17 protein-coding genes and 2 pseudogenes are annotated in these 20,675 nt (G+C 58.4%); 7 read left to right on the top strand and 12 right to left on the bottom strand.

Annotated elements, in window-relative coordinates; translation table 11 throughout:
* Positions 1-71 precede the first annotated feature (71 nt).
* Entirely contained in the window at positions 72-1,163 is a 1,092-nt protein-coding gene (locus tag RX717_RS02175; protein ID WP_082397182.1) for an ABC transporter substrate-binding protein, read from the bottom strand.
* Between the two features lie 242 nt (positions 1,164-1,405).
* Between RX717_RS02175 and RX717_RS02170 the strand changes: the two genes are divergently transcribed.
* On the top strand, positions 1,406-2,260 hold the full coding sequence (locus RX717_RS02170; RefSeq protein ID WP_107631076.1) for an SDR family oxidoreductase: 855 nt from the start codon (positions 1,406-1,408) through the stop codon (positions 2,258-2,260).
* A 59-nt stretch (positions 2,261-2,319) separates the two neighbouring features.
* The gene (locus tag RX717_RS02165) at positions 2,320-3,528 is read left to right on the top strand and encodes an ROK family transcriptional regulator (RefSeq protein ID WP_054327545.1); all 1,209 of its coding nucleotides are present in this window, start codon (positions 2,320-2,322) and stop codon (positions 3,526-3,528) included.
* A gap of 127 nt (positions 3,529-3,655) precedes the next feature.
* Here the strand turns inward: RX717_RS02165 and sstT are convergent, their stop codons facing one another.
* The gene (gene sstT, locus RX717_RS02160; RefSeq protein WP_107631077.1) at positions 3,656-4,870 is read right to left on the bottom strand and encodes a serine/threonine transporter SstT; all 1,215 of its coding nucleotides are present in this window, start codon (positions 4,868-4,870) and stop codon (positions 3,656-3,658) included.
* Between the two features lie 202 nt (positions 4,871-5,072).
* Between sstT and RX717_RS02155 the strand changes: the two genes are divergently transcribed.
* The 4 genes and pseudogenes from RX717_RS02155 to RX717_RS02140 all read left to right on the top strand — a co-directional run bounded on the left by RX717_RS02155 (position 5,073) and on the right by RX717_RS02140 (position 9,296).
* Positions 5,073-5,582 carry a ferritin gene (locus tag RX717_RS02155; RefSeq protein WP_107631078.1) on the top strand — a complete coding sequence of 170 codons (510 nt, stop codon included), beginning with the start codon at positions 5,073-5,075 and terminating at the stop codon, positions 5,580-5,582.
* A gap of 160 nt (positions 5,583-5,742) precedes the next feature.
* Positions 5,743-6,663 carry an AraC family transcriptional regulator gene (locus RX717_RS02150; protein WP_107631079.1) on the top strand — a complete coding sequence of 307 codons (921 nt, stop codon included), beginning with the start codon at positions 5,743-5,745 and terminating at the stop codon, positions 6,661-6,663.
* 192 nt (positions 6,664-6,855) lie between these two features.
* The gene (locus tag RX717_RS02145; protein ID WP_107631080.1) at positions 6,856-7,125 is read left to right on the top strand and encodes a DUF6110 family protein; all 270 of its coding nucleotides are present in this window, start codon (positions 6,856-6,858) and stop codon (positions 7,123-7,125) included.
* Between the two features lie 66 nt (positions 7,126-7,191).
* Positions 7,192-9,296, top strand: a pseudogene (locus RX717_RS02140) (heavy metal translocating P-type ATPase).
* Between the two features lie 49 nt (positions 9,297-9,345).
* Here RX717_RS02140 and RX717_RS02135 read toward each other — a convergent pair.
* From RX717_RS02135 to RX717_RS02125, 3 genes are all read right to left on the bottom strand, one after another.
* Positions 9,346-10,104, bottom strand: a complete 759-nt coding sequence (locus tag RX717_RS02135) for a 4Fe-4S binding protein (RefSeq protein ID WP_054327549.1) — start codon at positions 10,102-10,104, stop codon at positions 9,346-9,348.
* Between the two features lie 121 nt (positions 10,105-10,225).
* Positions 10,226-11,707, bottom strand: coding sequence for a UxaA family hydrolase (locus RX717_RS02130; RefSeq protein WP_054328550.1), 1,482 nt, complete (start codon positions 11,705-11,707; stop codon positions 10,226-10,228).
* A gap of 13 nt (positions 11,708-11,720) precedes the next feature.
* Positions 11,721-13,211 (bottom strand): tagaturonate reductase, encoded by a 1,491-nt coding sequence (locus tag RX717_RS02125; protein WP_107630737.1) that lies wholly within the window; start codon positions 13,209-13,211, stop codon positions 11,721-11,723.
* Positions 13,212-13,361: 150 nt separating this feature from the next.
* On the opposite strand from RX717_RS02125, the gene RX717_RS02120 reads away from it, so the two are divergent.
* Positions 13,362-13,568, top strand: coding sequence for a hypothetical protein (locus tag RX717_RS02120; protein WP_054328595.1), 207 nt, complete (start codon positions 13,362-13,364; stop codon positions 13,566-13,568).
* Positions 13,569-13,605: 37 nt separating this feature from the next.
* Here the strand turns inward: RX717_RS02120 and RX717_RS02115 are convergent, their stop codons facing one another.
* From RX717_RS02115 to RX717_RS02085, 7 genes and pseudogenes are all read right to left on the bottom strand, one after another.
* A complete protein-coding gene (locus RX717_RS02115; RefSeq protein WP_153802412.1) occupies positions 13,606-13,770 on the bottom strand; it encodes a hypothetical protein in 165 nt (54 codons plus the stop codon).
* A gap of 157 nt (positions 13,771-13,927) precedes the next feature.
* Complete coding sequence (locus RX717_RS02110) at positions 13,928-14,746, bottom strand: sugar phosphate isomerase/epimerase family protein (RefSeq protein ID WP_107631083.1); 819 nt, start codon at positions 14,744-14,746, stop codon at positions 13,928-13,930.
* 98 nt (positions 14,747-14,844) lie between these two features.
* A complete protein-coding gene (iolN, locus tag RX717_RS02105; protein WP_054328598.1) occupies positions 14,845-15,963 on the bottom strand; it encodes a 3-dehydro-scyllo-inosose hydrolase in 1,119 nt (372 codons plus the stop codon).
* Positions 15,964-16,122: 159 nt separating this feature from the next.
* Positions 16,123-17,066: pseudogene (locus tag RX717_RS02100) on the bottom strand (sugar ABC transporter substrate-binding protein).
* Positions 17,067-17,185: 119 nt separating this feature from the next.
* A complete protein-coding gene (locus tag RX717_RS02095) occupies positions 17,186-18,157 on the bottom strand; it encodes an ABC transporter permease (RefSeq protein WP_054328199.1) in 972 nt (323 codons plus the stop codon).
* A complete protein-coding gene (locus tag RX717_RS02090; protein WP_054328198.1) occupies positions 18,147-19,154 on the bottom strand; it encodes an ABC transporter permease in 1,008 nt (335 codons plus the stop codon). The genes RX717_RS02095 and RX717_RS02090 overlap by 11 nt, the downstream gene beginning before the upstream one ends.
* Positions 19,147-20,670 carry a sugar ABC transporter ATP-binding protein gene (locus RX717_RS02085; RefSeq protein WP_242977849.1) on the bottom strand — a complete coding sequence of 508 codons (1,524 nt, stop codon included), beginning with the start codon at positions 20,668-20,670 and terminating at the stop codon, positions 19,147-19,149. The genes RX717_RS02090 and RX717_RS02085 overlap by 8 nt, the downstream gene beginning before the upstream one ends.
* Positions 20,671-20,675: the final 5 nt, after the last annotated feature.

Here is a 20,675-nt window from a genome sequence, read left to right as displayed (position 1 = left end):
CTCACTTGATGATTTACAAAAGGAGAGGGGCGGAGAGCCCCCCTCCTTTGCCAACAAACGTGTTTGGGTTGTCAGTTCATCGTCTTGCCATGACGCTCGGCAAGCTCTCGAATGAAGGTGTCGTCGATAAAGTTGTTTTCGATCAGGTACTGCTTATCGGATTCTTCGATCGAGCCGGTCTGCACGAAGAAGTCCATCAGGTTTTCCATCGTCGTATCGACATAGCGGGTTCCCTTTTCGCCGGAGAACCATTCGATCTCGTCGTCCAGCGTGGACAGCGGGCGCTTTTCTGCGCAGCGGGTGGCGATCTCCAGGGTCTGCTCCACACCGTTGTCCAGACCGATATCCATCATGTACTGTCCGTATGCGTCCAGATCGTCCGCGTACTTCTCACAGATCTGATAATAGCAGTCCAGGAAGTCCAGAATCTCGTCATGCTTGGTCTCGATCGCTTCCTCAGAGGCGACGATAACGGTCGGCTGGTCCTCGCCGGTCGCCTTGCCGGAGGAAATGCAGACCCAGTCCTCGTTCTCCGCGTCGAAGCCCTGCGGGTCCCACAGGCAGACAATGTCAGCCTCGCCAGCCTTAAACGCCGTGTACGCTTGGGCAACGCCCATATCGATGATGCTGACGTCCTCGGTCGTCAGACCGAGCTTTTCCAGCGTTGCGACCAGAGTGAAGTGCGCCGAGGTACCGAGCGGGCAGAGGATGGTCTTGCCGCGCCAGGTATCCGCATTGCCGTAGATCTCGTCATAGCCCGCGACCTGGCCCTGAATCTGCGCGATATCGCTGTCGCTTCTCGCCCAGATCGTGACCGCTTCCGTATCCGGCGAGCCGAAACCGATCACCTTGGCGCCGTAGGCAATGCCGCCGGTGATGGACGGGGGCGAACCGTAGCAGCCAACGTCCCATTCGCCCGCGCCGAGCGCTTCGTTCTGCACATTGCCGCCCGTGAACATAATCAGTTCCACATCCAGCCCCACGTCTTCAAACTGCCCTTCCTCCAGGCCGATGTAAGCGGGGAGTGTGTGCGAATAGGGCTGGCCGCTGACCGTCAGCGAACGGCTTCCGGAATCGCCGCCCGCAGCGTCGTCTCCGCCACCGCAGGCTGTCAGAGAAACTGCCATTGAGAGTGATAATGCCAATGCGATTAACCTTTTCATAGTGTCCTCCTTCTTCCTTCTCTACATTTCGTCTCAAATTAATTAATTGAATTAACTAATTTGTATGCTCCTATTATAGCGATTCTTTCCATTTGTGTCAATTTATCAAAAGCAATATATTTGTTTTTATCTTTTTGTATATACCGCACAATATTTCTATTTAATTTTCTGATTAGCTGCTATGTTGATTTTTTTAATTATATTGATATAATAAAATTAGAACAAAAAAGGAGTTGAATTTCATGCTCACGCCCAACCCGTTCCCCCTGGACCTGGGCGGCCGCACCGCTGTTGTCACCGGCGCCGGCGGCATTATGTGCAGCCATTTCGCGGGCGCGCTCGCACAGGCGCATGCGACCGTGTGCTTGTTGGATATCAACCTGCCTGCGGCGCAGGCTGCGGCGGATGCGCTGACCGCAGCGGGGTATCGTGCATATGCCTATCGGGCCGACGTGCTGGACAAGGCGCAGCTCGAAAGCGTACACGCGCAGATTCTGGCCGCGCACGGCCCCTGCAGCATCCTGATTAACGGCGCGGGCGGCAACCATCCGGATGGAAATACGGAGGACGAATATTTTCGCCCCGAAGCGGTGGAGCCGGCGCTCAAAACCTTTTTTCAGCTTGACCTGAACGGCTTCCGCCGGGTGTTCGACCTTAACTTTATCGGCACGGTGCTTCCCACCCAGATTTTTTCCGCCGACATGACCGGCCGCAAAGATAGCTGCATCGTCAACATCTCCTCCATGAACGCCATCCGGCCGCTGACCAAGCTGCCGGCCTACAGCGCGGCCAAATCCGCCGTTTCCAACTTCACGCAATGGCTGGCCGTCTACTTCTCCAGGGCGGGCATTCGGGTCAACGCGATCGCCCCCGGTTTTTTTATCACCAACCAGAACCGCCCCAACCTGCTCCACGCAGATGGCTCGCTTACCCCGCGCGCGGAAAAGATCCTGTCCGGCATACCGGCGGGCCGGTTCGGGGATATTTCTGAATTGACGGGCGCGCTGCTCTTCCTGCTCTCCCCGCAGGCGGCGGGATATGTGAATGGGGTCGTGCTGCCCGTGGACGGCGGCTTCAGCGCCTATGCCGGCGTATAATCCCTGCCCTGCCGCATACGCGGCGTCGGAATTCTATCGATAGCTTAGGAGATTTGCTTATGCGCCCTCTTGGAATCAACATGAGTAATGTAAAACAGGTCAATCGTTCCCATGTTTTGTGGCTTTTGCTGACGGAAGGCGCAATGTCGAGGACCGACCTGGCCAGCCGGCTCCGTCTCACGACCGCCACGCTGACCTCGATCTGCGGCGACTTCATCAGCCGCGGCATCATCATCGAGGAGGGGAAAGAAGCCTCCTCTAGCCTAGGCCGCAAAAAAAGCCTGTTGTCCATCAACCAGACCTATAAATACGTTATTTCCGTCAATATCCACTACACGGGCAGCACCATTGCCATCACCAACCTGATGGGGGAGCCGCTTGCGCTCGAGCACTTTGCGATCGACCCCGCGCTTGATGTGCCGGGCGCCTTTCAGGATATTGCCAACCGGATCGTACTGCTGCTTTGGAAAACCAAGCTCAAAAACAAGGATATCCTCGGCATCGGCGTGGACATCCTTGGTCCTGTCAACCACAACGAAGGCATCGCCCTGCATCCTTTCCATGTTTTCCACGGACAGGAGGTGCCTATCCAGAAGATATTGGAGGAGCTGCTCCCGTTTCCAGTCTGTGTGGAAAGCAACGTCTGCTCGTTCCTGAACGCGGAAAACCTTTACGGCACGGCAAAATACACCGCCAATACCATGGTCGTGAAATGGGGGCCGGGCGTCGGCTCGGCGGCGTCGATCAACGGCGCGCTGTATAAGGGCGCTAATTACCAGTCCTCGGAGATCGGGCATACCTACTTTTACCGCGGCTCGACCACAGTTTGCCGCTGCGGCAAAACCGGCTGTCTGGAAACCGGTGTCCACTTAAACCAGATCACCGAAAAAATCCTCTCGCTGCAGGAAAGCTCTCCGGTTATCCGCGGCGCCCTGCTCGAATACGGCCAGCCGACTATCCATAACATCCGCAAATACCTTGCGCTGGACTGTCTGGAGCTGCGCAGCTATCTGACCACCTTGATCTATGACCTCTCCATCGGCATCAACAACGCCATCTCGGTTTTCGCGCCCAATAAGGTCATTTTGTTCGGCGAGATTTTCGAATGCCCCTTTGTGATGGAAACGTTCATCCAGCAGGTATCTAAAATCAACCCGTTTTTGTCCACGGACATTTTCGAGCAGAGTTCCCTCGCCCCCCGCAAGGAATTCATCGGCGGCGCCGCGACCGCGGTGCAGAGCTTTCTGCTGGAGCCCGGGGGCGCCTGACGCCTCCCTTCTCCGCCGCACATCCTCCTCTCTTCCAGACAGGGGACGGAAGCATCCGCTTCCGTCCCCTGTCGCTTTCGCCAAAAAAGGGCCTGCTTGTACGAAGCAGGCCCTTTCCGGCTTGTATTTATTTTTTCTGCAGCTTACGCTTTTGGGTATACTCTGCCACCGCGGTATACAGCACGTCGGTCGAGGAATTGATCGCGGTTTCGCAGGAATCCTGGATCACGCCGACGATAAAACCGACGCCCACTACCTGCATCGCGATATCGTTTGGAATGCCGAACAGGCTGCAGGCCAGCGGGACCAACAGCAGCGAGCCGCCCGCCACGCCGGATGCGCCGCACGCGCTGACCGCAGAGAGCACGCTCAACACGATCGCGGACGCCAGATCCACCTCTATGCCCATGGTATGCGCCGCGGCAAGCGCGAGTATGGAGATCGTGACCGCCGCGCCGCCCATGTTGATCGTAGAACCCAGCGGGATGGATACCGCATAGGTATCGCGGTCCAGCCCCAGCTCCTCGCACAGCTTCATATTGACCGGAATGTTGGCGGCCGAGCTGCGCGTAAAGAAAGCGGTGATGCCGCTGTCCTTCAGGCATTTCAGCACCAGCGGATAGGGGTTTTTGCGGATGCCGATAAAAGCGATGATCGGGTTGACGATAAACGCCACGAACGCCATGCTGCCGACCAGCAACAGGATCAGCTTGCCGTAGCTGAGCAGGGCATCGATTCCCTGCTCAGAGATCGTGGTGAAAACCAGGCCCATTACGCCGAACGGCGCGCAGTTGATAATCCACCGGACGATCTGCGAGATCGCGTCCGCAACATTGCCGATCGCACGCTTGGTGCCGTCCGAGGCCTTGCGCAGCGCAATGCCGAGCAGCACCGCCCAGGCCAGGATGCCGATATAGTTGGCGTTCGCCAGGGCGCTGATCGGGTTGGAAACCAGGTTCATCATCAAAGTGTGCAGCACCTCGCCGATACCGCCCGGGGGCGCCACATCGGAAGCGCTTTCCGCCAGCGTAAGCGAGATCGGGAACAGGAAGCTCGCCACAACCGCCACGCAGCCCGCCAAGAACGTACCCAACAGATACAACCCGATGATGCTTTTCATGTTGGTCTGCTTACCCTCTTTGTGGTTGGACAGCGCGCCCATGACCAAAAACAAGACCAGCAGCGGCGCGACCGCCTTCAGCGCGCCGACAAACAGATCGCCCAGCAGGGAGAGCGCCGTCAGCTGCGGCGCGGCCACCCCGAGGAGGATGCCGACCGCCAAGCCGCAGATAATCCGTTTGACCAGGCTGATGTCATTCCATTTTTTGAGTATTTCTTTCATATTTCCCCTCGTTCCATTTTTCTTGTTTTTTAGTATACCACATTTTTCTTATTTCGTAAAATAAATTCATACTTCTCTTTCCCACGCCAGTATTTCCGTTTTTTCTCTTGACAGCGGACGCGGATGTGTTATAATTGATATATAATATCAATTAATATTTTAGGTGGTTTATCCCATCCCCGCTCTAAGGAGGTTACTTAAAATGGATCGCAAGGTTTCCGAATTGCTCAACGACCAAATCAACAAGGAATTTTATTCTGCCTATCTGTATCTTGACATCGCTAACTTTTACTCCGACAAAGGGCTGGACGGTTTTGCAAACTGGTACGAAATCCAGGCCAGGGAGGAGCAGGACCATGCCATGCTGATCTATCAGTACCTGCACAACAATAACCAGAAGGTCACGCTGGAAGCGATCGCCAAGCCGGACAAGGCGTTCTCCACGCTGATGGACCCGCTGCAGGTCGCATACGAGCACGAACAGTACGTCACCGCATTAATCAACGCCATTTATGGGGCCGCCCAGTCGGCAAATGATTTCCGCACTGTTCAGTTCCTCGACTGGTTTGTCAAGGAGCAGGGCGAGGAAGAAAAAAATTCCTCCGACCTCATCACCAAGATGGAGCTGTTCGGCAGCGACGCCAAAGCACTCTACATGCTCAACAGCGAGCTGCAGGCACGCGTTTACGCCGCTCCCTCCCTTACCCTGTAAATAGCCATACGGCCAGGCGGACGTCCCGATCGGGGCGTCCGCTTTTTTTGCATTATCCAAGCCTTGACAAACCCCGCTGTTTTGGCGTATAATTCTGGCTATGAGTTAGTTTTAGCTAACTGCAAGTTAGTCATTGCAAACTTTTCTATGGAGGATCGGCATGCTGGAAGCGCTATTGGAACAATTATCGGATGCCGGGCTTTCGTCCGGCCATATCCGCTGGACCGCCCCCATGGCCGGCGTGCGCGTCTGCGATTTTGACTGCGCGCCGCCGGAGCGCTTTCCCGCCCGCCCCACACATCCGCACCTTGAAACGCTGTACTGCTGCCGCGGCGGGCTGCTGCTTTCTTTGGCGGGCGGGCGGCAGGTCAGGCTCAAGCCGCGGGAGATCCTGCTGCTTTCCGATCCCGCGCAGGTTCGATCCGTCCAATTTGCGGACAGCCGTTTCGCGGGCATCCTTATTTCGTTCGTCTGCTGTGAGGCTCGGCACAGCCTGCAAGGGCTTTGCGCCCTGTTTGGCGGCCTGACGCTGGACACCCGCCAGGTAGGCGCGCTGATGGCAGCGCATCACGGCTGTGCGGCGGTGCGCGGCAGCGCCTGGGGCAACGCGGTGTTCTTCGCGCTCAGGGACCTGCCCGCTTCCGATCGCGGGCAGTACTGCACGCTCAAGGCGGTGGAGCTATTGTATCTTCTGTGCCGCCAAAGCCCGCTGGTCTCTCCGGTAGCCGCGAGCTATTACGATCAATACCTGACGGACGCCGTGCAGCAGGTCCATGCCTATATGTTGGAGCACCTCGCGGAGCATCTGACGATCAGGTGCCTTGCGCAGCAGTTCCATATCTCCCCCACCTCGCTCAAAAGCTGCTTCCGGCAGCTATACGGCCAGCCGCTCCACCAATACCTCCAGCAGCAGCGGCTACAGCGCGCGGCCGAGCTTTTGATCTCCTCCCCCCTGTCCGTGATGCAGGTTTCGGTTGCTGTGGGGTACGGCAGCGTCAGCCAGTTCGGCGTGGCGTTTCGCCGCCTGTACCATCTTCCCCCCTCCCGCTACCGCCGCATTGCGGCCGAGAAAAATGTCTAAAACCGTTTATCTCTGTCCAAATCCGGTGGAATTTGCCGAACAGATATGCTATGCTTATCCCCAACGGGAAACGACCCATCCAGGAGGTGTTCGCCTTGAAACAACATCGGTTTTGGGCCTGGGGCGCTGTGATCTGCATGGTCATGGTCATGATCACAGGCTACAGGCGCAAGTGATAAGGAGGAAGCATTTATGAAGAAATACTGCAAGGATATCGCCCTGTTTGTCGGCGGCGCGCTGTTCGGTTCGGCCGGCATTAAGCTGCTGTCCAGCAAGGACGCCAAAAAGGTTTATACCCATGCCACCGCCGCCGCGCTGCGGGTGAAGGAATCCGTCATGACCACGGTCAACACCGTGCAGGAGAACGCGGCCGACATCCTGGCTTCCGCGCAGGATGTCAACCAGGCCCGCACGGCGCAGGAAGAGGCCGTTGAGGATACCGCCGCAGAAACCCAGGGCTGATTACAACCCGTTTGTCAAAGAGGGGCGCATAGGCGGCCCTCTTTTTCCCGTTTTGGAGGTCAAGCAATGAAAGCAACCATTTTACACGAAAGCAACGGACGCCTGCGCGTCCGTCTTGCCCAAAAGCGGATGACGCCGGAGCAGGCAGACCTGCTGGAAGCTTATCTGCAGTCCTGCACAGGGGTGGCGCAGGCCGCAGTTCATGAGCGCACCCGCTGCGCCGTAATCCGCTATCAGGGCGGCCGAGCAGCCGTACTGGCGGCGATCGGCCGCTTCTCCTATCAGGACCCGCGCGTCGCGGCGCTCGCCCCCCTGCACAGCAGCCGCATGCTCAACCGGCAGTATCAGGAAAAGCTGGTCGGCAAGGTGCTGGTCAAAGCGGCTTGCAGCCTGTTCCTGCCCTCCCCGCTTCAAATTGCGCGGATCTGCTGGATTTCCTTTCCCTTCCTGCGGCGCGGCCTGTGCTGCCTGCTGCGCCGCCGCATGCACGTTGAGCTGCTCGACGCGCTTTCCATCGGCATCTCGATCGCCCGTCACGACTTCGGCACGGCCGGCTCGGTCATGTTCCTGCTCGAGCTGGGCGAGCTGCTGGAGGAGTGGACGCACAAAAAGTCGGTCGACGACCTGGCCCGCTGCATGGCGCTGGGCGTGGACCGCGTCTGGCGCAAGGACGGCGATACCGAAACCCTCGTCCCACTCGGCCAGATCGGCGCGGGCGACTGCATCGCGGTCCGCATGGGCGGCGTGATCCCGATTGACGGAACGATCGCCGAGGGCGAGGTCATGGTTAACCAGGCGTCCCTGACCGGCGAATCCATGCCGGTCGCCAAGCGCCCGGGTACGGCCGTTTACGCCGGAACGGTCGTCGAAGAGGGCGAATGCGTGCTGCGCGTCACCCAGCATTCTGGCGAAAGCCGTTATGACAAGATCGTCTCCATGATCGAGCAGTCCGAACGGCTCAAATCCGCGGCGGAAGGCAGAGCCTCCCGCCTGGCCGACCGCCTGGTCCCCTATACGCTCGCCGGCAGCGCGCTCAGCTTCCTGCTGACGCGCAGCGTCACGCGCGCGCTGTCCGTCCTGATGGTGGACTTCTCCTGCGCGCTCAAGCTTGCTATGCCGCTGGCGGTGCTGTCCGCCATGCGCGAGGCAAGCGCTTACCATATCACGGTCAAAGGCGGCAAATTTCTGGAAGCGGTCGCGGGCGCGGATACGATTGTGTTTGACAAAACCGGCACGCTGACCCACGCCTGTCCGGTCGTCGCGCGAGTCATTCCGTTCGGCGGACGCAGCGAGGCCGAAATGTTGCGCGTCGCCGCCTGCCTGGAGGAGCATTTCCCGCATTCCATGGCCAACGCGGTCGTGCGCGCCGCCAGAGAGCGCCGGCTCGCCCACGAGGAAATGCATTCCCAGGTCGAATATCTGGTCGCGCACGGTATCTCCAGCACGGTGGACGGGGAAAAAGTCATCATCGGCAGCGCGCACTTTGTCTTTGAGGATGAGAAAACCGTAATCCCCGCTGGAGAGCAGGCGGCGTTTGACGCGCTTCCCCGGAATTCTCCCACCTGTATCTCGCCATCGGCGGCGAACTGGCGGCGGTTATCTGCATTGCGGACCCGCTCCGCGGCGAGGCAAAGGCCGCGATACAGGCGCTGCGCGCGCTCGGCATCCGGCGCACCGTCATGCTGACCGGTGACAGCGAGCGCACCGCGGCCGCGATTGCGGCGCAGGTCGGGGTGGACGATTACCGCGCAGAGGTCCTGCCCGAGGACAAGGCGCATTTTGTAGAGGCCGAACGCGCCGCCGGCCGCACGGTCATCATGCTGGGCGACGGCATCAACGATTCGCCCGCCCTGTCCGCCGCCAGCGTAGGCATTGCAATCAGCGATGGCGCGGCGATCGCGCGTGAAATCGCGGATGTCACCATCGCGGCGGACAACCTATTCGAGCTGGTCGCACTGCGGCGGATCGCGCAGGGGCTGATGCTCCGCATCCACTCCAATTACCGGTTCGTGATCGGCTTCAACGGCATGCTGATCGTCCTGGGCGCGGCTGGCGCGCTCATGCCGGCCGCGTCGGCCATGCTGCACAACCTTTCCACCCTAGGCATCAGCCTGCGGAGCATGACCAATCTGCTGTCGCCCTCCTTTGACGCGGTTGCGGCCGGCGAATAATGCCAACCAATCCAAAAACACGGCTGACCCAAACGGTCAGCCGTGTTTTTTACAAAAAAAGCTCGTTCTCACGCCGCTCTGCGTCAAACGGCGCCAACTTTCCCCGCAGCGCTTCCAGCATCGGGGCAGGCAGGGCGCGGGCCTGCTGCGGACAGATGGCGACACAGCGCATGCACAGGATGCAGCGCGACGGGTCGGTCGTATCCGGCTGTCCGGTCGGGATCGCCCGTGCGGGACATTTTTCCGCGCACAGGCCGCAGCCGGTGCAGGCTTCCGATACCTGCGGCACGGCAGGCATGCCGCTCCACTCCTTATAGGGGTGGCTGCCTGGCACGGCGGGTTCCTCCTGCGAGCCGTGGTCCAGCTTCGCCGCGATCTGCCTGCCGAACGCGCCGAGCTGCCGCGCGTCCTGTTCATCCGGACGTCCAGCGGCAATATGTACGATCGAATGCTCCGCCAGCAGCGCGGCCGCTGCCATGACGCGGAATCCCTGCCCGCGCAGCAGGTCGCTCAGCTCGATCAGCGTGTCCTCATAGGCCCTGCCGCCGTACACCGCAGCCGCCACCGCCCGCGCGCCGTTGCCCTGCCATTTTTTCAGCCGTCCGGTCATCATGGCCGGCAACCGCCCGCCGTAAGCAGGGCCGGCAACCAGCACCACGTCGTCCGGATGAAACACTGTCGGCTCGGCCTGCGGATCGCAGAGGTCATACTCCCGCACGTTGGGTGCCATCCCCTTTGCGAGCAGCAGCGCCACGCGCCGCGCCCCTCCGGTTGGGCTGAAATGCAGGATTTTGATGGTTTGTGGCATAAACACCGCTTCCTCTCCTCATGTTTCCCTACATGGTGCTTACCAGTATAGCACCTTCTTCCTCCCGTTGCAATTCGCTTTCAACAGTCCGGCTGGCTGCAAAAGCGCCGCCTGTGTTTATTTACAGCGTAACGCCGTTTTTAAAGATGGCGATTTCACGGTAGCCCAGCAGCTCAGTTTTGGAGGGTCTGCCGCCCGCGATGTCCAGCACCAGCGCGTACAACCGCTTCGCCGCCTCCGCGATCGGCTCGCCGTCCGCTACCGGACCCGCGTCAAAGTCGATCCATCCCGGCTTGCGCGCCGCAAGGCCGCTGTTGCTCGCGATCTTTACCGTCGGCGCCGGCGCGCCGAACGGCGTCCCGCGTCCCGTCGTGAACAGCACAATATGCGCGCCCGCCGCGGTCAGCGCTGTCGCTGATACCAGATCGTTCCCAGGCCCGTACAGCAGGCTCAGGCCGTGCGCCGTTACCTGCTCCCCGTACCCGATCACATCCGCCACCGGCGCCGTGCCGCCCTTCTGCACGCACCCGCACGACTTGTCCTCCAGCGTCGTGATGCCGCCTTTCTTGTTCCCCGGCGACGGGTTCTCGTACACCGTCTCGTTGTGGCTGATAAAGTAATCCTTAAAGCTGTTGAGCATGGCGGCCGCCTTCCCGAACACCTTCTCGTTGACGCACCGGCTCAGCAGCATCCCCTCCGCGCCGAACATCTCCGGCACCTCGGTCAGCACTGTCGAGCCGCCACGCGCGATCACCATGTCGCTGAACGCTCCTACCGTCGGGTTCGCCGTCACGCCGGACAGGCCATCCGACCCGCCGCACTTCAGACCGATCACCAGCTCGCTCACCGGCACCGCCTCACGCCGGTACCGTCCCGCGTATGACGCGCACTGTTCCAGCAGCGTGCGTCCCGCAGCGAACTCGTCCTCCACGTCCTGGCAGGTGAGGAACTTGACGCGCTCCGCGTCGTACTCCCCCAGCTCCTCTACGAACTGGTCGTGCTGCAGGTTCTCGCACCCCAGGCTCAGCACCAGCACTGCACCCGCGTTCGGATGCCGCGCCAGCGCCGCCAGCAGCTTCCTCGTCTGCGCGTGGTCATCGCCCGTCTGGCTGCACCCGTATGGATGCGGAAACGTGTACAGCCCGTCTATGCTTCCGCTCACCAAGTCCTGGTTGTCCGACACCAGCTTTTTCGCCACGTCGTTGACGCAGCCCACCGTCGGGATGATCCAGATTTCATTCCGCACCGCCGCACGGCCGTCCTCCCTCCGGTAGCCCTGGAATGTCTCCGCCTCCGCCGCCTCTATCTCGGGTACCGACGGCTCATAGGCGTACTCCTCCTCGCCGGACAGGTTGGTCCGCATGTTGTGCGTATGCACCCAACTGCCCGCCTCCACCGGCTCCGTCGCATGGCCGATCGGGAAGCCGTATTTCACCACCGCTTCCCCTGCCGCGATCGGTACGAGCGCGATCTTATGCCCCTGCGGGATATCCTCCCGCGCGGTCACCACCGCGTCTCCCGCTTTCAGCGTTTCTCCCTTCGCCGCAGCATGCAGCGCCACCGCCACGTTGTCCCGCTCTGTGATCCGTATCAGCTTTGTCATCTTATCCTCCCTCTCACAGGCAGGAGGCGAACGCGGCCTCCGCGCCCTCCGCGCGGATCTTCGTAAGCCCCGCCAGCACCGCGGCTTCCAGCCCCGCGATCTCCGTCAGGTCCTGATCCCACATCTGCCGGTTGGTCAGCACCGCGTGTACCAGGTCTGCCGCGCTGTCGTCCTTATGCGCCCAGTAAAATTCCAGCGCCCAACGGTCGTCCGAGCAGATATAGGTGTTGCCCTTCGCGCGCCTGCACACCAGACCCGCTTCGGTCAGCTCCTGCACATCGCTCGTATAGAACGCGATATACGCCGCAAGGCTCATACTCAGGCATTCCGGCAGCCTGCCTGTCTTTTCCACATATTCCAGCAGGCTCGGCAGGTTGCGCGCTTTCCATTTGGAGGTCGAATTGAGCGAAATGCTCATCAGCTCATGGTCCACGAACGGGTTGTTGAACCGGTCCTGCACCGCCGCCGCGAACTCCTCCAGGTCCTTTTTATCCAGCGGCAGGGTCGGGATGACCTCCTCGTACAGCATCTTGTTCATAAAGCCGCGGATGCTGTCGTTGTGCATGCAGTCCCGCACGATATCCAAGCCCGCCAGGTACGCACCCAGCACAAAGCCCGTATGCGCGCCGTTCAGGATGCGCACCTTGCGCTTTTTGTACGGCGTCACATCCGGCACCACGATACAGTTCAGCCCCGCCGCCTTGAACGGCAGCTGCTCCTCCAGCCACGACGGTCCCTCGATGTTCCACACGCCGAACACCTCGCCCACGTCGATCAGCTCGTCATGGTACCCGTTTTCCTCCTCCATGCGCGCCGCTTCCGCCGCGTCCTTGATGCGCCCCGGCACGATCCGGTCCACCAGCGTCGAGCAGAACGTGCAGCTCCCGCACCAGGCTCTGAACGCCTCCTCCAGACCCCACTGGCCGATGTACTGCTCCACGCACTTCTGCAGCTCTTTGCCGTTGTTGTCGATCAGCTCGCAGGAGAGGATGACCACCGGCTTTTTCCCTGCCTGCCAGCGCCGGTACAACACCTGCGTCAGCTTCGCCGGAAACGACGCCGGCGGGCAGTCCTCCTTCCGGCAGGCAGGGTCGTACACAATCCCCGCCTCGGTTGTGTTGGACACGATGTATTCCAGATCGTCCGACTCCGCGACCTGCATCATCGCGTCGTAGCCCGCCTTTTCATATGGGTTCAGGCACCGCGACACCGACGAGATCACCCGCTTCCGGTCCACCTTTTCCCCGTTCTCCCGACCGCGCAGGTACAGCGTGTACAGCCCCTCCTGCCGGTTGATCTGCTCCGCCAGCCCCTGCGCGATCGGCTGCACCAGCACCGCCTTGCCGTTCCAGCCCACGCGCTCGTTCGATACATCAAACCAGTAGTCCACGAACGCGCGCAGAAAATTCCCCTCGCCAAACTGCAGAATCTTCTCCGGCGCTTCCTCCAGAATATATCCCTTGTATCCGCTCGCTTTTATTCTTTTGTAATTCAGTTCTTCCATCGCCAGGTCTCCTTTCCTATCCGTCCTGTTCTTATCGTAAAACACCGGCGGCGTTCTGTCAATTTCCGTATTCCCTCTGCCTGTATTTTTCACCCGCCGCAGCAAAGCTGCATACGTTGACATTGAACACGATTGCAAGAGGTGATTTTCATGACCATGTGCGCTACCGTGCTTTGTGTGCAGAGCGGTTCACTTTTGGTATGCGACCACTGCACCCGCCAGCAGGTCGTCGTACACACTGCCGGCACAAGCTGTTTTCGGGCGGGCGACCGCGCCTGCATCCGCTACAACGGCACCATGACAAACAGCATTCCTCCGCAGATTTCAGCGCAGCATATCTGCCGTATCTGCCATTGATAAAGCAAACACCGCTCCTGCACGGAGCGGTGTTTTTCTATTCTACCCATTCCGCCGGCGCCGCGTACAGCGTTTTATCCTCCCCGCGCAAAACGCGGTATCTTTCGCCGTCCGCAGCAACGGTCCCAACAAACGTACAGCCCGGCGGCGGCGCGTCGGTCACCTGCGCCGCCCCATGACTGCACATCAAAAACCGTCTCATCAGGCTCCCTCCTTCTTCGGTAGGTTGCCCGCGCGGCGGCGCCTTATCCGCACCCCTGTCCAGAGCGCTGTATGGCAAAGGTAACGGGGAACCGCCCGGCTCCTGTTCGATGCATCCGTTCCGTCCGGCTTCCCCGCAGCCGCCCTTTCCTCGCTTTTTATTCCCGCATCATTGCGGATACCGCCTCAATCCAGCCGCGCGCGGCCGCTTCCTTTGTCGGCTTGGGCAGGATCTCCGCGCTCAGCACGCCTTGATAGCCGCATTCCTGCAGCTTGCGCAGAATGCCCGCCATATCCGTGTGTCCCGCGCCGGGATACCAGCGGTTAGAGTCGGAAAAATGTACATACCGGATCTCCGGACTGCATGCCTCGATCGAGGCCATCATATCCGACTCCTCGATGTTCATATGGAACGTGTCGATCAGAATACCCGTGTTCGTCAGGGAATGGCTACGGATGAAATGCGAGATCTCCCCCATCGTACACAGGAAATTGTTTTCATACCGGTTGATCGGCTCAAAGACAATATCCACGCCCGCTTTTGCCGCCGCGTGATCCAGATACTCCATGGAAACCGCCAGACGGTCCAGCGCGGCCGGCAACTCTTCCGCCGTGGCTACGTTACCGCGCATGCAGCCGATGATTACGGTTGCATGCAACCGCCCTGCCAGTTCGAGGAAAGCTTCCAGCCGCTGCACAGCCGCCCGCCGGCGCGCCTCATCCGGATCCGTGATGGACAGGCCATGGTTGACGTAAGCGCGTCCCGTCCCGATCGCGGTCAGGCGCATGGAATTTTCCGCAAGCGCCTGCTCGAGCGCAGGCAGGTCGACATCGGCCGGATCCGCGATGTGCAGCTCAACACCGTCGTACCCCAGCTCGCGCGCTTTCGCAACCCCCTGCGCGAAGTCCCCCTCGTAAACAAACGGCGCGCTTCCTATAATCTGATCGACCATTGTCATGGATGTGATAAACTTCATTTAAGACACCTCTTTTAGTATCCAGTTATGGCAAAGGCCGCCCATAAGGGCGGGCCTTTACCCGACGTAAGAAAGAAAAAAGAAGAAAAGAGAAAGGGTCAATCAATAAAGAGGCCGCGTCTGGGGAGCTCATGCACGCTCTTCCAGCCGTCGCTGAGGGGCTCGCGGAGGCAGGGCTCGATCTCCTCGTAAGGACGGAGGGAGAATTTACGGGGATCGGGTACCTTGCCCGCGGGATAAGCTTCCAGGATGTCCTCGACCATGCAGTTCAGGTATTCACAGATCGCGGCAATCGGACGTTTTGCCTTTCTTGCTTCACCTCTTGACGGGTAGCCCACAACACCCTCAGGGGTACCGAAGCGCTCAATTACACGGTGGCCTTCCGCCTCGGACCACTTGTTCGGACGGTGGAATGAGTCCACGGAGCCATCATAGAAGCCTTCGTCCAGCATCCCCATTGACTTCGCCTGCGCGTCCACCACACAGCCCATATCCACCATGCCCGGGAACATGAGCAGCGCCGCAGAGGTTTCCGCTTCGTCCGCATGCACAAACGGCGTGCTGACGAAGTCCGGCCGCTCATCGCCCAGCGGATACCAAAATTCACGAATCGCACGATGCCACTCAACGACCGTTGCGAATGCCGGAAGCTCAAAGCGCTTAAAGAATTCCTGAATCGCGGACTCGAGCATCCAGTCCATGCCGTGGTTGTTGACAAGGATGATCTTGCGGAAACCATCGTCCCACAAGCCGACCATTACGTTAATCAGCGTATCAACGATGGACTTCTCGCTCGTCATGACCGTGCCGGGCATACCGCAGTGATGGTAGGGATGGCCGCCGTAGTTGATCGGTGGAAGCGCCAACGCGACCTCGTGGCCCGCCTTAGCCGTCTTGCGTCGCACCGCCTCGCAGATCGAGGTACACATAAACGTGTCCAGGCCGGAGTTGTTATGGATGCCGTGATTCTCGGTGCAGCCGATTGGCACCAGGACGATATCGTTCTTATGGCGTTTCTCAATCACCATCTTGCGAGGCGAGGTCTGGATATAGCAGCCCGGCTTTCCGATCTCACTGTCGGACGGGATGCCGTAATCATCCAGAATGGCCTGGATCTCCTCCTCCGAGGCGTCCCACAGCCGTTTCTTCAGCCGTCCTACCTTGTTATCCTCAAAAAATATGTTCGGATACGCTGTCGTTAAGTACTTCTCTTGCATAGCTGCATTCTCCTTGTATAAATGTAGGTTTTTTTCGCTTGGGTCCTACCGTCAGGAAGCGATACCCCTCTCTCCCTCACGGCCAGATCCAAGAACTCAACAAGTGGGAGGCGCTGCCGCGGCGGCCTCAAACCGCCGCGGCGCACCAAAAATCATATTTTATTCGTCTTTGAACGAATCGACATTCGTCTCGTCAACAACCTTGGTCGAAACCTCATAGAATTCCTTGACCTCGTTGCCCTCCAGTACGTCTACCGCAGCCACTACACCTTCATAGCCCTGCATATACGGATCGCCCCAAGAGGTAAGCGTGATCTTACCTTCCTTCAGCGCGGAAACCGCATCGTCGTTTGCATCCTGACCAGAAATCATAATCTCACCCGTCTTACCTGCAGCATCGACCGCCTCCGCAGTGCCCAACGCCATCTCGTCGTTGCAGCAGAAGAACGCGTCTACATCTGGGTAGGACTGGAGCAGGTTCTGCGCCACGTTCAGCGCCTCCGCACGGGAGTAGTTCGCAGACTGAGAAGCAACAAGTTCAATGTCCGGATACTCCTCGAGCGCTTTCTTGCAACCTTCGATACGGTCAAGCGAGGTCTGCGCACCGGTAGAGCCCTCAATGATGATCAGCGTACCCTTGCCGCCCATTTTTCAAACAACGCTTTGGCAGTCTCGTAGCCCTGCTGTACGTTCTCCAAGCCGACAAAGGTTTCACACAGGCTCTCGTCACCCAGGCGGGTGTTAAGCGCTACAACAGGGATATCTGCATCAACGATACGCTGTGCAGCCGGAACAATTGCCTCGGTATCGACCGGACACAGAACGACGCAGTCTACGCCGTTCACGATTGCTTCATCACAAAGCTGATTCTGCTGCTCGTTGCCCGAACCCTCGGCGGTATCGACCGGCGTTTTTACCTCGACATTGTAGCCCAGCTCTTCGCCGGCAGCCTGTGCCCCCTCAGCCATGCTGATAAAGAACGGTGCGGTAGAGTTCTTCAGGATAACGGTAATGTTTTTACCCCCCTCTGCGTTTTCGCCTCCGTCGCCCGCCGCATTTCCACCATCGCTGCCGTTGCCGCAGCCTGCGAATGTGGCTGTCATGGCCGCTGCCATCAGCAGCGCCGCAATTCTTTTGCTCTTTTTCATGATACATTCTCCTTTTCTGGCTCTTTCTTTATCATCATACGGCGTGATGCCGTTATGACACACAAACAGATGCCTCACTTATTGCCTTTTCCCGCATATTTTGCCATCAGGTTGTTGAGTACGCGTTCATAAACAATTGCAAACAGAATTACAAAACCGACTACCGCCTGTTGCCAGTTGGTCGATACACCCATGATGTTCATACCGTTTCGGATAAACATAATGATCATTGAACCGATCACCGTATTGACAACCGAACCTGTGCCGCCGCAAAACGCGATACCGCCGATCAGCGCGGAAGCGATCGAATCGTTTGTCAACGTGCCTCGGATACTGGGATCGGCCGCATTCAGGCGCGCCAGATACAGGATGCCGGTCAGCGCGGCCAGCAGGCCGTTTGTGACATAAACGCCGAGGATAACCCCATCAGAGTGCATGCCAGACAGCTTGGTCGCCTTTTTATTGTGGCCCAAGGAGTAAAGCGTACGGCCATAAATTGTGCGACGCGTCAGGAAATACAGCACCGCGAACACAAGGAACGTGACCAGCGCAACATTCGGGATACCCGGGATCAGGTATCCGTTTACGATACTGCGGAAGCCGTCCGAAAAGCCGTAGACATACTCGCCGTTACATACGACATAGGCCAGGCCAAGCGCCATAAAGTCCACACTGAACGTTGCGATAAACGGTTCGATCTTTACCTTGCTGATCAGCACGCCATTGAACAGGCCGAATCCAAGTCCCACACCGAACGCAACCACAAGCCCCATAAAATAATTCCCTTGCTGGAAATAGGACGCGCTCAGATAACTGGAAAGAACCATGGTGGACGACATCGAGATATCAATACCGCCCGAGATAATGGCAAGGCTCATGCCGAATGCCATCAGGATCGTGAATGGAGTCTGCTGGAACACAACCTGTGTGATATTATCGACCGACAGGAAAGCCTCCGGCCGGAGCAGGGCGAAGCCCACGCATACAACCGCCAGGATCAGGAAACGGGAGAGCAGGTCGATCTGGTTTTTCTTTTTAACCGACATTGTTGTATACCCTCCTCTGCGCCTTGATATTCTTCCTGTGGTCGTTGACCACATCAATAATGATCAGAGCAACGATCACAAAGCCGGTGATCGCCTTCTGCCAGGTGGCAGGGATGCCAACCAGGCTGAGGCCGCTCGCCAGAATCTTCATCAGCAGCGCGCCGAGGATCGTGCCGCCAATGCCGCCTTTGCCGCCGATGAACGGCGTGCCGCCAATGACGATGGCCGCCATTGCGTTGAATGTATAGTCCACACCCACTGCCGGACTGCCTGAATTGGTCATGCAGGCGATCAGCACGCCGGCCAGCGCCGCAAACAGCCCGCTGAGCGCATAAACGATAATCGAAGTCTTGACCACGTTGATGCCGCTCACAGAGGCTACAGCCTGCGAACCGCCGAGCGCGAAAACATCGTAGCCGAATTTAGTCTTCTTCTGTATCCATACCATCAGCGCCGCCAGGATGACCGTGATCCAGATCACAACGTAGATACCGGCAATCTTTCCGTTGCCGATCCAGTTGACGATATCGTTCTTGATCGCCACGGTATTGCCGTCCGTCGTTACCAGCGCCAAGCCGGCAAAAACGCTCATCATACCGAAAGTGACAACCCAAAAGTCAAAATTACATTTGGCAATCAATAGCCCGTTGATCACACCGACCGCAATACCGATCAGCAGCGGCAGCAGCAGAGCCAGCGCGACCGGCACGCCGGCGTTATACAGCACCACCACGGAGACTGCAGCCATTGACACCACCGAACCGACCGACATATCAATCTTACCGATCAGGATGACCAGTGTGAAGCCCAGCGCCGCCATCAGCAGTGTGCAGGTGTTGCGGAAAATCATCATGATATTGTACGAGGATAAAAAGCGTTCGTTGGCCAAGCCAAACAGGACGAACAGCACGATGTTGCCGATCAGGATACCGGGGATGTTCAGCTTTCTCAGCCCTGCCAGCAGACCTGCCGCGCCCCCTTTCTGCGATTTATTCATTCACCGCACGCTCCTTTCCTCCAACAGCGAAGCGCATGATGGCCTCCTGCGTCATATTCTCGCGCGTCACCTCGCCCGTGATCTCGCCATCCTTCATGACATAGACACGGTCGGAGATGCCGATAACCTCGTTCATTTCGGAGGAGATCATCAGGATGCCGTACCCCTCCCCGACAAGGCGGTCGAGCAGCTTGTATATTTCGCTCTTCGCGCCGACGTCGATGCCGCGTGTCGGCTCGTCAATGATCAGAAATTTACAGCCGGTTTCCAGCCATTTGCCGATAACGACCTTCTGCTGGTTGCCGCCGGACAGCTCTCCGACCAGCTTTTCCGCGTTCGGAGTCGCGATACGAAGCTCCGCCACATATTTTTTGCCGATCTCGTCCTCCGGCCCCGAGCGCAGGACGCCACCCTTAAACACCTTTGTCAGGCTTGCCGCGACCAGATTTTCCTTGATGGGCATCTGCAGTACAAGCCCCTCAGCCTTGCGGTCCTCGGAAAGATAACCCATGGAGTTACGCACGCTCTTTACAGGGGTAGTCCGCGTGATTTGCTTGCCGTATAGTGTATAGCTGCCGTGTTCGATCGGCTCGTCCCCGAACACAGCCTTGGCGATCTCGGTACGTCCCGCGCCAATCAGACCGGACAGCGAAACGATCTCGCCCTCGCGCACATTTATATTCACGTTGCGGAAGCGCCAGCCGGAAAGGTCCTTTGTCTCAAAGATCACCTTGCCGGGTTCGCGGTAATGCCGTTCGTACATGTTCTCTATCTTGCGGCCGACCATCATGGAAATCAGCGTGTCCAGATCCATATCCTCTACATCCACCGTATCGATGTACTGTCCGTCACGCATAACGGTGACACAGTCCCCAATGCGCTTGATCTCGTCCATACGGTGCGAGATATATATGATCGCCACATTGTCTCTTTTCAGCTTTTCCACAATCTCGAACAGCTTATCGATCTCACGATCGGTCAGGGATGAGGTCGGCTCATCCATAATGACCAGCTTAACCTCCTTGGAAAGCGCCTTTACCACTTCCACCATTTGCATCTGAGCGATACTCAGCTTTTTGACCAGGATGTTGGGGTCCAGATCCAGTCCCAGGCGGTCCATCAGCTCACGGCTGTCCTTTACCATCTTTTTATAGTCGATTACGCCCTTGAGACCTTTTACCATCGGCTCGTGGCCCAGATAAATGTTCTGCGCGATCGTCCGTTCCGGCAACAGGTTGAGCTCCTGGTGGATCATGCTGATGCCGGCCTCCATGGACTGGCGGACATTGGTGAAATTGACCTCCTGTCCGTCATACCAGACCGTTCCCTCATCCCTGGTGTATACGCCGGAAATAATCTTCATCAGCGTGGATTTACCCGCTCCATTTTCACCGAGCAGGATGTGGACCTTGCCCTTTTCACAGGTAAGCTGAACTTTGTCAAGCGCCAAAGTGCCCGGAAAACACTTCGTAATCCCTGTCATGCGCAAGATCACGTTATCTTGTTTTACGTCCACTGAAT

The sequence above is a fragment of the Intestinibacillus sp. NTUH-41-i26 genome, assembly GCF_032769475.1.
Lineage (GTDB): Bacteria > Bacillota > Clostridia > Oscillospirales > Butyricicoccaceae > Agathobaculum > Agathobaculum ammoniilyticum.
The sequence above is the reverse complement of the archived record's forward strand: the minus strand, read 5'-3'. Positions and strand labels throughout refer to the sequence as shown.